Raw genomic sequence first — 11885 nt, 5'->3', positions numbered from 1 at the left:
CGGCCAGACTGGGCGTGCGTGCTGGTTATGCGTTGAAGTTAAGCATCCGCTCCAGCGGCTTGAGCGCCAGCTGGCGCAACTCACTTCCGACCTGAATTTCGCCGCTACCTTCACGTAGCGCACCCGCCAGGTTGTCGAGGGCGTTCATGGCCATCCACGGGCAATGCGCGCAACTGCGGCAGGTCGCGCCGTTACCCGCTGTCGGGGCCTCGAATAACGTCTTATCAGGGACCGCTTGCTGCATCTTGAAGAAGATGCCGCGATCGGTTGCCACAATCAGCTGTTCGTTGGGCAGGGTTTTGGCCGCGTTGATAAGCTGCGATGTCGACCCAGCCACATCGGCCAACTGAACCACCGGCGCGGGCGACTCCGGGTGAACCAGCACGGCGGCATCCGGATACAGCCGCTTGAGATCTTCGACACCTTTCGCCTTGAATTCCTCGTGGACGATACAGGCACCGTCCCACATGAGCATATCGGCACCAGTTTTTTTCTGGATGTAGCCACCCAGGTGTTTATCGGGTGCCCAGAGGATTTTTTCGCCTTTGGCCTGAAGGTGCTCGATCACATCGACGGCAATCGATGAGGTGACCACCCAGTCGGCACGCGCCTTGACGGCAGCCGACGTATTGGCATAAACGACCACGGTGCGGTCAGGGTGGGCATCGCAAAAAGCGCTGAATTCGTCGGCAGGGCAGCCTATATCCAGCGAACAGGTCGCCTCCAGGGTAGGCATCAGCACGCGTTTTTCAGGCGACAGAATCTTGGCGGTTTCGCCCATGAAGCGCACGCCGGCCACGACCAGGGTAGTGGCATCGTGGCGGGCACCGAAGCGCGCCATTTCCAGCGAATCGGCCACACAACCACCGGTTTCTTCCGCCAGTTGCTGAATGGCGTCATCGGTATAGTAGTGCGCTACCAGCACGGCGTTATGCTGGTTAAGCAACTGCTTGATTTCTTCCACGCGCGCCTGGTCTTCGGCGGGTATGCGGGTCGGGCAGTACGGGCTTGGGAGCGGAGCATCAAGCTCAGCTTGAGTAGTCATAATAGTCATCGTGTCTACCACTGTGACGAACAGGGAATCCCCCTGTTAAACACCAGTCACGGCGTATGCACTCCGCACGCGCCGCTCTCGTTGACAGAAACCGCTTGCGTCTTTCGCGTTGGGTTTCTGTCGGTCTCAACATCAATGTGACTATTTTGGCGGGAAATGGTTGCTGACAGCAAGTCCAATTGTCAGGCATCAGGTTGTGCACATAGCAAAACACCCCTGACAGCGAACTGTCAGGGGTGTCGAATCTGGTGGGTCGTGCAGGATTCGAACCTGCGACCAATTGATTAAAAGTCAACTGCTCTACCAACTGAGCTAACGACCCGCTGCTCACGCGGCGGCGGCAAATCTAAATAAAGTTCGGCTGGTGGGTCGTGCAGGATTCGAACCTGCGACCAATTGATTAAAAGTCAACTGCTCTACCAACTGAGCTAACGACCCGCTGCTCACGCGGCGGCGGCAAATCTAAATAAAGTTCGGCTGGTGGGTCGTGCAGGATTCGAACCTGCGACCAATTGATTAAAAGTCAACTGCTCTACCAACTGAGCTAACGACCCGCCCGAACGGATGCATATCTTACGGATAGCCCACGCTATCCGCAAGTCTTTTTTGAACTTTTGCCTTAACGACCGCGCGATTTGCTCATATTACAAACGGCCTTTAGCGCCGCTTGGGCTTGCGCATTGCCTGCACCGGGCGACGCTTGTTTTTATCGCGGCTCCAACGGTTCTTTTCATCCGGCGTCAGCTCGGGAACCTTGCGGGTTTCCAACTGGGCCAGTGCCGCCAGGTCATCCACTTCATCCTGGGACAGCTCGACCCACTCTCCCGCCTTGGCGCGCTTATCGAGGAAGATATTGCCGTAACGAACCCGTTTCAAACGACTTACCGTCAACTCCTGAGACTCCCAGAGTCGACGAACCTCGCGGTTTCGGCCTTCCAGAATGACCACATGGAACCAGGTGTTGATCCCTTCGCCGCCGAACTCCTGAACATCGGTGAACCGGGCGGGACCATCTTCCAGCATCACACCGTCTACCATGGCCATGATATGTTCACGCTTCACTTCACCCATCACGCGCACCGCATATTCACGCTCGACCTGCGTCGAGGGGTGCATCAAGCGATTGGCCAGCTCGCCGTCAGTGGTGAAGAGCAAAAGCCCACTGGTGTTGATATCCAGGCGACCGATGGCAATCCAGCGCTCGCCTTTCAAGCGCGGCAGGCGATCGAACACGGTGCGACGGCCTTCGGGATCCTTGCGGGTACACAACTCGCCTTCCGGCTTGTTGTACATGATCACCCGGCGCGGTGTTTCGTCTTCCGCTCTCAGCGTCACCAACCGGTCGTCAAGGCTGACCTTGTCGCGCGCTTCAACACGGTCGCCCAGTTTGGCGACCTGATTGTTGACCTTGACGCGGCCGTCGGCAATCACGGTTTCCATTTCACGCCGCGAGCCAAGACCGGCACGGGCGAGAACTTTTTGCAGCTTTTCGCTGGTAGGGGGGGTATTACTCTGACTCATGGTCGTCTGACCTCTCATCATGGGTCTGCGTGCGCGCCTCCTGGTCATCGGATCGCTGCGCACGTGCTGCCAGGCGTGCCTCTAAATCGGCAAAGCTCAGCGGCTGGGTTAACGCCGTCTCGGCGTGCGTCTCGGCGCTATCGGCCGTTTCGGGTGGCGCATCCTGCACGGTTTCGGGCGCGTCGTCCAGTGCTTCCTGCGTGTCAGAAGACGGCGAATCCGGCAACAGCGTTTGCCCGTCGTTCGTATCAGGCACATCAGCGGCGTCCTGGCCATCGGCTTCCCCACTGACCAGCTCGTGCATCGGCGGCAGGGCATCCAGGGTTTTCAAGCCGAAATCATCCAGAAAACTGCGCGAAGTCGCGTAGACCGCCGGCCTTCCCGGCACGTCACGGTGCCCGACCACGCGTATCCAGCCACGCTCCATCAGCGTACGCATGATCGAGCTGCTCACGCTGACCCCGCGGACATCTTCAATGTCACTGCGGGTCACCGGCTGTCGATAGGCAATCAATGCCAGGGTTTCGAGCAGTGCCCGTGAGTAACGCTGGGGGCGCTCATCCCAGAGCCGCGACACCCACTGCGAAAGCCGCGGGCGAATCCGCAACTGATAACCCGATGCCGTTTCGATAAGCTCCAGGGCGCCGTGTTCATGACGCTCGCTCAACCGGACCAGTACTTCGCGAAGCTCGTATCGAGACGGGCACTCGCCATCCAGAAACAACGTTTCCATGCGCTCCAGCGGGAGTGGTTCCCCCGCCGCCAGTAACGCGGCTTCGAGTATTTCCTCCAACGGCGAATCAATCTCACTCATGGTGCTTCCCTGTCGGCAGGTGCTTCAAACGCGCTTTCTTCATCAGAATGTTCGCCAGCGTCATCGATTGCAAAGGCATCGTCGGGGTCATGGCCGTCGCTAATGGCAGCGGGGCGCGCGCGCACATGGATTGGTGAGAGCGGGGCATTTTGCACGATATCGATCATGGCTTCCTTGGCGAGCTCCAGAATCGCCATGAACGTCACCACAACGCCTGCCCGCCCCTCTTCCAGGGTAAACAGCGCGGCAAAGGGCACGTAGTGCGGCTCGCCGCCCTCACCACCGAGCCGCTCCATGATGGCGAGCATCCGTTCACGGGTGGAGAGTACCTCACGGCTAATATGGTGCGCCTGGGCAAGCTCGGCGCGCTTGAGAATATCGGCCAGTGCGCCCAACAGTTCATCCAGCTCGACCGGCGGATGAATGACCCGCGCCTCCAGCGGCGGCAAACCTGCCTGCACGCTGAACCAGTCGCGGCCAACGCGTGGCAGCGTATCCAGCGACTCGGCGGCTTCCTTGAGGCGTTCATACTCTTGCAGGCGACGGATCAATTCTGCCCGCGGATCCTCTTCATCCTCGCCTTCCGCTTTGGGCGGCCGGGGCAGCAAGGTGCGCGACTTGATCTCGGCCAGCATCGCCGCCATCAGCAGATACTCGCCCGCCAGCTCGATCTCCATGGCCTTCATCAGTTCCACGTATTCAATGTACTGATGCGTAATGGTGGCCACGTTAATCGTCAGAATATCCAGATTCTGGCGGCGAATCAGGTAAAGCAGTAAGTCAAGCGGCCCTTCAAAGGCTTCCAAAAAGACGCGCAGCGCCTCCGGCGGGATATATAAATCCTCCGGCAATTGAGTGATCGGCTCGTTGAAGAGCCGCCCCAGCGCTTCGGCCACCGGCGCTGTGTCCGAGGTGTCCGTGCTTGAGGGGGCCTGTTTAGCACTTGGCGTCTCGCTCACGCGGGTCGGTTCCTCAGTTAGATAGGCGATTTTTAAGGCTGTATGTATCTGCTAATGGATCAATATTCCAATATCGGCATTACTTAATAAAGTGACCCCGCCACCTTAACCTGCATCGCTGGCTTTGCGGTAGCGGCCCTGATAATCAAACAGCTTATCGCGAAGCTGCCAGTGACGCCCTACCTTGCGCCCGACCACGAAGTCGGGATGGCGCAGGCGGCGCTGTTCGCTGACAACCTCCTGCGGCGTGGCAGGTTGCCAGGGCATACCCGGCGCGCGCAAATGATCACGCAAAAATGCAACGTAGAAAGCACGCCGTTGCGCCGATGTTTCCAGGGCAAACCATTCCGCCAGGCTCGCGCCGTCTTCATCATGATAGGTGACCTTGAGTCGCGGCAGCCCGCGCCCGTTGGTGGCAGCTTCCAGTAACATGCCACTGACCCTAAGCACCCTGGCGTCTTTCAGCCTCAGGGCATCCTTGAGCTTGCTATCCGCGTCGACCAGCAGCGTTTGGCAGCCGTGACAACGGCGGGCGGCGATATCGTTCTCGGCGCCGCATTCATCGCAGACTTTGAAGCGAAAGCGAAACTCGCATTGGCGACGCGTGCCGTTTTCGTCCTCGACAAGCCCCTGGCAGCGGCGGCCAAAATGCTCGATCACCAGTTCACCGTCACGCTTGCCCCAGTACAGGTTGGCATGACCACATTCAGGACAAGTTACCTGCACCGGCTCGCTATCGCTATCCGGCCTGGGTTCACCCACTTCCGGCGCGTAGAGGTCCCACGGGTTGCCTGCATAGTCGAGCACCAGGCAGTCCTGTTTGCCAGGCGACAAGCGCAGCCCCCGGCCCACCATCTGCTGATACAGGCTGACCGACTCGGTGGGCCGCAGTATTGCAATCAAATCCACGTGGGGAGCATCAAAGCCAGTGGTCAGCACGGCCACGTTGACAAGGTATTTAAGTCTTTGGGCTTTGAAGGCGTCGATAATCGCCGTGCGGTCCTGCGATACAGTGGCGCCGGTAATCAGCGCCGCCTCCCCCATCGGCAGATAACCCATGATCTCTTCCGCATGGGCCACGGTCGCGGCAAAGATCATCACACCCTGGCGCCCCTCCGCCAGCTCGACGACCTGTCGGATAATACCCGGCGTGGCACGATTGCCGGCCACCACCTGATTCAACGCCGCCTCCGTGTAAGCACCCGCCGCCGCCGGTGTCAGGCGGGAAAAATCATACCCTTCGACCGCCATATCACGCCGCTTGGGCTCGGCCAGATAGCCTTGCTTAACCATCAATCTGAGCGGCTGCTCGAACACGCAGTCGCGAAAGAAGCAGTCATCACTGCCTTTCACCATGCCGTGATAATGGTGGTGATAGATGAACCCCTGCCCCAGGCGATAAGGCGTTGCCGTAAGGCCTAGTATTTTAAGCTGTGGGTTTTGCTGCTGCAGGTGATCGATTACCTGACGATAGGTGGCGTCTTCATTGAGCGAAATACGGTGGCATTCATCAACCACCAGCAAGGTGAAGCGACCGTCGGCAAAACGATCCAGGTTTCGCACCACCGACTGCACCGAACCAAAGACCACCTGTCGCTCGGCCTCTTTACGCTTCAACCCGGCACTGAAAATATCGGCTTCCAGGCCGTAGGCCTGATACTTGGCGTGGTTCTGCTCGACCAGCTCGCGCACGTGTGCCAGCACCAGCACTCGCCCTCGCGCCAGACGGGCAAGCTCGGCAATCACCAACGATTTACCGCTTCCCGTGGGCAATACCACCACCGCCGGGGCGTGGGAAGCACGGAAATGTTCAACCACACGGCCAACCGCCTGGCTCTGATAGGGGCGCAGTTCGGGGGTCATCACGTCAGTCGCGAAAGGCGGCCCTGAGGCCGCCTTTTCAGGGTGTGTCATCCATCACCTGGCATTTGTGCGTCAGGCCTCGCCTAACCACGCTCGGGCATTGCGGAACAAGCGCAGCCATGCACCATCCTCGGTCCATTCGCTGGGGTGCCAGGAATTAGTCACCGCCCGCGCCACGCGTTCAGGGTGCGGCATCATGATCGTGACGCGCCCGTCAGGCGTGGTCAGCCCGGTAATTCCCGATGGTGACCCGTTAGGGTTCGCCGGGTAACGGGTCGTTGCCTGACCATAATTATCGATGTAGCGCAGGGCGACCTGACTGCTCGACTGCATCCGGCGCAGGTGCGCACTGTCGCGGAACGCCGCCTGACCTTCACCGTGAGCAACAGCGATGGGCAACTGCGAGCCTTCCATGCCAGCCAACAGGATGGAGGGGCTCTTTTCCACCCGGACCATGGAAAGGCGCGCCTCGAACTGCTCGGATTCGTTGCGCACAAAAGCGGGCCAGTCTTCCGCGCCGGGGATCAATGACCGAAGCTGCGATAGCATCTGGCAGCCGTTGCACACCCCCAGCGAGAAACTGTCGTCACGCTTGAAGAATGTCGCAAACTGTTCCCGGACACGCTCGTTGAACAGCACTGACTTCGCCCAGCCACCGCCAGCGCCTAATACGTCGCCGTAGGAGAAACCACCGCAGGCGACCAGGCCTTTGAAATCATCGAGCGACACCCGCCCTTCAAGGATATCGCTCATATGGACGTCGACAGCGTCAAACCCGGCCTTGTCGAATGCCCAGGCCATTTCCACCTGGCCATTGACCCCCTGTTCACGCAGCACGGCCATGGCCGGTTTCGTAGTATTGATAAACGGGGCGCTGATATCATCATTGATATCGAAACTTGGTGAAGCGCTGAGACCAGGGTCGCGAACGTCGAGCAACTGATCGAATTCATTCTTGGCACATTCGGGGTTATCACGCAGCGCCTGCATGCGATAACTGGTTTCAGACCAGGTGCGCTGGGTGAGTTGGCGAGTGGTTTCGAGTAACGGCTCTTCGAACAGCGTCACGCGCACCTGATCGTCGTAGCGCGGGCGGGCAATCACGCCGCAGGTCTCAATACCGGCCACGGCGAACTGGGTCAGCACCTCTTCGGTATCCTGACGGTTGACCTGGATCACCGCCCCCAATTCTTCGGAAAACAGCGCGCCAAACGCTTCCACCGGCTCGTCGATCAGCCAGTCGAGCTTGATTTCAAGCCCGGAATGGGCGGCAAAGGCCATCTCCAGCAGCGTCACCAGCAAACCGCCGTCACTGCGGTCATGGTAGGCAAGCAGCTTGCCATCGCGGTTGAGCCCCTGAATGACTTCGAAGAACGCCTTGATGTCTTCGGCGTCATCCACATCCGGGCACTCATTGCCAACCTGACCGTATACCTGCGCAAGCGCCGAGCCGCCTATCCGATTCTGACCGTTGCCCAGATCGATCAATATCAGGTCGGATTCATCCTGCTCCAGATTGATCTGCGGCGTTAAGGTCGCCAGGGCATCGGTCACGGGTGCGAAGCCGGTAATCACCAGCGACAGCGGCGAGGTAATGGACTTCTCTTCCACCTCCCCCTTGGGATTTTCGGCCTGCCAGGCGGTACGCATCGACATGGAGTCCTTGCCTACCGGTATGGCAATGCCCAGCGCCGGGCAGAGTTCCATGCCGACCGCGTGCACGGCATCGTAAAGTGCCTGGTTCTCGCCAGGGTAGTCGGCAGCGCTCATCCAGTTGGCCGACAGCTTGACGTCGCCCAGCTTTGCTATTGGCGCTGCTGCCAGATTGGTAATCGCCTCGGCCACCGCCAGACGGGCGCTGGCGGCGGGGTCAATCAGGGCTACCGGCGGGCGTTCGCCCATGGCCATCGCCTCGCCCGCATGGGTGTCAAAACTCGCCGTCGTCACGGCGACATCCGCAACAGGTACCTGCCAGGGGCCGACCATCTGATCCCGGGCCACTTGCCCTGTAATGGAGCGATCACCGATGGTAATCAGGAAGCTTTTCGAGGCCACCGTGGGCAGACGCAGGACGCGGTCCAGCGCCTCGCGCAGGTCCAGATTGTCGAGCATCACGCCCGACAGCGTTGGTGACTGGCGATTGAACTCACGCAGCATTTTGGGCGGTTTGCCGAACAGGACACTCATCGGCAGGTCAACCGGCCGGGTCTCGAAATGACCGTCGCGCACTTCAAGGTGGTGCTGCTCAAGCGCTTCACCGACCACGGCATAGGGGCAACGCTCGCGGGCACACAGCGCCTCAAACGTCGCCAGGTCATCAGCCGCTACCGCCAGCACATAGCGCTCCTGGGCTTCATTGCACCAGATTTCCAGCGGGCTCATGCCCGGCTCGGCATTGGGCACCGCGCGCAAGTCAAACAGACCGCCCCGGCCACCGTCCTTGACCAGCTCTGGCAGGGCATTGGAAAGTCCGCCGGCACCGACATCGTGAACAAAACGGATGGGGTTATGATCGCCCATCGCCCAGCAGCGATCGAGAACCTCTTGTGCTCGGCGCTCGATTTCCGGATTTTCCCGCTGCACGGAGGCAAAATCCAGGTCGGCACTCGACACGCCGGAGGCCATACTGGAGGCAGCCCCGCCACCCAGGCCGATCAGCATCGCCGGGCCGCCCATGACGATGAGCTTGCCGCCGACAGGAATATCACCTTTCTGGACGTGCTGGGCACGAATATTGCCGTAGCCGCCGGCGATCATGATCGGCTTATGGAAACCGCGCCGTTCGATGCCGTCTTCGCTGAGCACGTCCTGCTCGTAGGTGCGGAAATAGCCGGTCAGGTTGGGTCGGCCAAATTCGTTGTTGAAGGCCGCACCGCCGATCGGGCCATCCAGCATGATCGAAAGCGCCGACTGCATGCGCTCGGGTTTGCCATAGTCGAAGGCTTCCCAGGGCTGAACAAACTCGGGAATACGCAGGTTGGAAACGGTAAAGCCGGATAGCCCCGCTTTGGGCTTACCGCCAATACCGGTCGCCCCTTCGTCGCGAATTTCACCGCCCGAGCCGGTCGCCGCACCGGGAAAAGGCGCAATGGCTGTCGGGTGGTTATGGGTTTCCACTTTCATCAGGATGTGGATAGGTTCCTGATGGGTGGCGTACAGGGCGCGCTCGTCGTCGTCCCCGGTCAAGGGAGTGGCAAAAAAGCGCCCGGCCTGGCTCCCTTTGATGACCGCCGCGTTATCGCTGTAGGCAGACAGGACGTTGTCCGGCGATGTGGCAAAGGTATTCTTGATCATCTTGAACAGCGAATGACTTTGCGGCTCGCCGTCAATCAGCCAGTCGGCATTAAAGATTTTATGGCGGCAGTGCTCGGAGTTCGCCTGGGCGAACATCATCAACTCGACATCGCTTGGATTGCGATCCAATTCATTGAAGGCATCGACAAGATAGTCAATCTCGTCATCGGCAAGTGCCAGCCCCAGCTCATGGTTGGCGGTGGCCAGGGTTTCACGGCCGCCGGTGATGATATCCACACTGCCCAGCGGGGCCGGGTCGTGGTGGGCAAACAGCTTGGCGGCATCCGTGGCATCGGTGAGTACGCTTTCGGTCATACGGTCATGCAGAAGGGCAGTCAGCGCGTTGAGTCCCTCCTCATCCGGCATGACGGTAACACTTATCCGATAATCGACACCGCGCTCTATGCGGCTGACCTGGTGCAAACCACAGTTATGCGCGATATCAGTGGCCTTGGACGACCAGGGAGACTGGGTCCCTATGCGCGGCACCACCAAAAAACGCTGTGCGCCCTTGGGTGGTTCAACCGCTGCTTCATGGCCGTAATCCAACAGCTGTACCAGCCGCTGGTAAGCGTCTGCCTGCAACGGCGCGTGATGGTCGATAAAGTGAACGTAGTCGGCGGATAGCGCCTCGACCTCGGGAACACGTTCACGCAGCACCGCTAATAGCCGAGCATGACGGAAGGCAGAAAGGGCGGGTGCGCCTCGCAGTTCGAGCATATCCAGAAGCCTCTAGAGCAGGGGGAATTCGAGCAGGGAAATCACCGGGCCGCCGAGCGGCCTTCTTTTATGACACTGATTACCCCCTATGATACTGGAAAGCGTCGGCCACACGAAATCAACAAGGTGACAGTCTGCTGATGGCTGGGTATCGTGGCAGCTTATCCTGCGCCGACAAGACACCATGCTGACGCTGATTTGCCGACATTTTATCGCTCGCTCAAGCTATTACTATGCACTAACAGCCATTGCGCTGCTGGTGATGATGCCGACCTTTTCATTTGTGCCGGACGGCGAACACCTGAACCAGATACGCCAGCGCGACTTCATCACCCTGCACACTCGAAATACGCCGACCACCTATTATGAAGGCCGTCATGGGCCAACTGGCTTCGAGTATGAACTCATGCGCCGTTTTGCCGATCGCCTGGGGGTTAGCCTGAATATCGATGCCAGCCACCACCCGGAGAGCGTGCTCACAGCGGTGCGTGAAAAAGGCGACCTGGGAGCGGCAGCGCTTCCCTTGCTCACCGACACGCCAGGCATTCACTACACCCGTCCGATCATCAACATGCAGCCACTCGTGGTCTACCGTCGCGGACTCAACGGCATCGATGAACCCGGCGACCTCGTCGGGCTCTCGCTGGGCACACTGAGCGGAGCGGGCACAAGCAAAGCATTACGCGAGTTGCAGGAAGATTATCCCGAATTAAGCTGGCGCGAGTCCCACGAGCTGGAAGTTGCCGAACTATTGGCCCAAATCGAAGATGGCCGTTTCGATGCGGCGGTGATTTTCGAACATCAGTTCCGCATTAACCGGCTGTTTTTTAAAGATGTCGAAGATGGCTTCCCGCTGGGTGACCCGGTCTCGATGGCATGGGCGGTTCCCAGCGGGCGGGGACTGGGGTTGCTTGAATCGGCTAACCGCTTTCTTGAAGACCTTCAACAGACAGGGACTCTCGACCAACTTGTTGCACGCTATTTCGGCCATGACGACTACCTAGAGTATGTCGGTACACGCACCTTTCTCTCCCATCTGGATGCCCGTCTTCCCCGCTTCACCGAGGATTTCAAGCAGGCCGCCGAGAATACCGGCTTCGACTGGAAACTGCTTGCCGCCATCGGTTACCAGGAGTCCCACTGGGACCCCGATGCCGTCTCCCCCACCGGCGTCCGCGGTCTGATGATGCTTACCCGCCCTACCGCCAAGGAAATGGATATTGAGAATCGCCGCGACCCAGCGCAAAGCATCGACGGCGGCTCGCGTTACCTGCGCAGCCTCATGGATCGCCTTCCTGACGACATCACAGGAGACGACCGCCTGTTTATGGCAATGGCGGCCTATAACGTCGGTCTGGGGCATCTTTACGATGCGCGCAAAATCGCGGAAATGCGCGACGGCGACCCGGACAGCTGGGCGGATGTGCGCAAAGCGCTCCCATTGCTGCAACAGCGCGAATGGCATAGCAAAACGCGCCACGGTTACGCACGCGGGGGAGAGCCCGTCATTTATGTGCGTAACATTCGCCGCTACTACGAAATGCTTGAGTACGTTGAACGCAGTCGCCAGCAGTTCTTTCAGCTAGAGCAAACGCCTGTCAACGCAGACCCACTGTTAATGTTCGAGTTGATACCGCCGCTTGATTAAGTCGAGACCGTA

At 59.4% G+C, this 11885-nt stretch carries 7 protein-coding genes and 3 tRNA genes; 1 reads left to right on the top strand and 9 read right to left on the bottom strand.

The features are described from left to right. Window positions 1-25: 25 nt before the first annotated feature. The 9 genes from nadA to purL all read right to left on the bottom strand — a co-directional run bounded on the left by nadA (window position 26) and on the right by purL (window position 10225). Window positions 26-1054: a quinolinate synthase NadA gene (gene nadA / locus R3F64_RS07220; RefSeq protein WP_085917078.1), complete on the bottom strand. Its 1029-nt coding sequence runs from the start codon at window positions 1052-1054 to the stop codon at window positions 26-28. A 246-nt stretch (window positions 1055-1300) separates the two neighbouring features. Then, window positions 1301-1376, bottom strand: a tRNA-Lys gene (locus R3F64_RS07215). Between the two features lie 40 nt (window positions 1377-1416). Continuing rightward, window positions 1417-1492: transfer RNA gene (locus tag R3F64_RS07210), tRNA-Lys, on the bottom strand. Window positions 1493-1532: 40 nt separating this feature from the next. Next, window positions 1533-1608, bottom strand: a tRNA-Lys gene (locus tag R3F64_RS07205). 103 nt (window positions 1609-1711) lie between these two features. Then, on the bottom strand, window positions 1712-2575 hold the full coding sequence (gene rluB / locus R3F64_RS07200; protein ID WP_085917077.1) for a 23S rRNA pseudouridine(2605) synthase RluB: 864 nt from the start codon (window positions 2573-2575) through the stop codon (window positions 1712-1714). After that, window positions 2562-3389 (bottom strand): SMC-Scp complex subunit ScpB, encoded by an 828-nt coding sequence (scpB, locus tag R3F64_RS07195; protein ID WP_085917076.1) that lies wholly within the window; start codon window positions 3387-3389, stop codon window positions 2562-2564. The genes rluB and scpB overlap by 14 nt, the downstream gene beginning before the upstream one ends. Then, a complete protein-coding gene (locus R3F64_RS07190) occupies window positions 3386-4348 on the bottom strand; it encodes a segregation and condensation protein A (protein WP_332610662.1) in 963 nt (320 codons plus the stop codon). Before R3F64_RS07190 ends, scpB begins: the two co-directional genes overlap by 4 nt. A 105-nt stretch (window positions 4349-4453) precedes the next feature. Beyond that, the gene (locus R3F64_RS07185; RefSeq protein WP_442908819.1) at window positions 4454-6262 is read right to left on the bottom strand and encodes a DEAD/DEAH box helicase; all 1809 of its coding nucleotides are present in this window, start codon (window positions 6260-6262) and stop codon (window positions 4454-4456) included. Window positions 6263-6283: 21 nt separating this feature from the next. Then, on the bottom strand, window positions 6284-10225 hold the full coding sequence (gene purL / locus R3F64_RS07180) for a phosphoribosylformylglycinamidine synthase (protein ID WP_332610660.1): 3942 nt from the start codon (window positions 10223-10225) through the stop codon (window positions 6284-6286). A gap of 184 nt (window positions 10226-10409) precedes the next feature. On the opposite strand from purL, the gene mltF reads away from it, so the two are divergent. After that, a complete protein-coding gene (gene mltF / locus R3F64_RS07175; protein ID WP_085917073.1) occupies window positions 10410-11873 on the top strand; it encodes a membrane-bound lytic murein transglycosylase MltF in 1464 nt (487 codons plus the stop codon). Window positions 11874-11885: the final 12 nt, after the last annotated feature.

Source organism: Halomonas sp. 5021, from assembly GCF_036663435.1.
GTDB classification, from domain to species: Bacteria; Pseudomonadota; Gammaproteobacteria; order Pseudomonadales; family Halomonadaceae; genus Vreelandella; species Vreelandella janggokensis.
This window is presented reverse-complemented; position numbering and strand designations above follow the sequence as displayed.